This is a genomic window from Candidatus Infernicultor aquiphilus, assembly GCF_002784285.1.
Classification (GTDB): Bacteria; Atribacterota; Phoenicimicrobiia; order Phoenicimicrobiales; family Phoenicimicrobiaceae; genus Infernicultor; species Infernicultor aquiphilus.
In genome coordinates, this window is the sequence record NZ_PFKO01000027.1 from 662 (window position 1) to 1,254 (window position 593).

Genomic DNA, 593 nt, shown 5'->3' on the forward strand with positions numbered 1-593 from the left:
CTGATGATTCATAATTGTTCCAGAACCTGCACCAGCCAAATTCCAGTAAGTATGGTTAGTTAGATTTACAATAGTCGTTTTATCTGTTTGAGCATCATATTCAATTTTAAACTCATTATCTTCATTCAGACTGTAGGTTACTGTCACTCTTAGATTTCCAGGGTATCCTTCCTCTCCATCTGAACTGAGATAAGAGAAGGTCACTCCGCTTAAAACAGTGTCTTCGAAACTCTCAGCTTGCCAGATAACCTTATCAAATCCCTGGTTCCCGCCATGCAGGTGATTCAGACCATTCTCATTACGAGCAAGATCATATCTAACCCCCTCCAACTGAAAAACTCCTTTGGCGATACGATTAGCAAAACGACCGATTACGGCACCAAAATAAGAATGACCAGCCAAATATTGTTGAAGATTATCAAATCCGAGAGTTACTTCTTTAATTTCTCCTTCTCGGTCAGGCATTTTAAGGGAGATAATGGTACTGCCCAGGCTCATTACCGTGGCCGTAACCCCTTGGGAGTTATTTAAAATGAATTTTCCGACTTTTTCCCCTTCTGGAGTTGTTCCAAATAATTCATACTTAACGTTCA

The 593-nt window shown here is 40.1% G+C and carries 1 protein-coding gene; it reads right to left on the reverse strand.

Annotated features, from left to right (window positions below; genetic code table 11):
* Positions 1-593 (reverse strand): aldose epimerase family protein (locus COZ07_RS00855; RefSeq protein WP_406606720.1); only part of this gene is annotated, 593 nt, incomplete at both ends.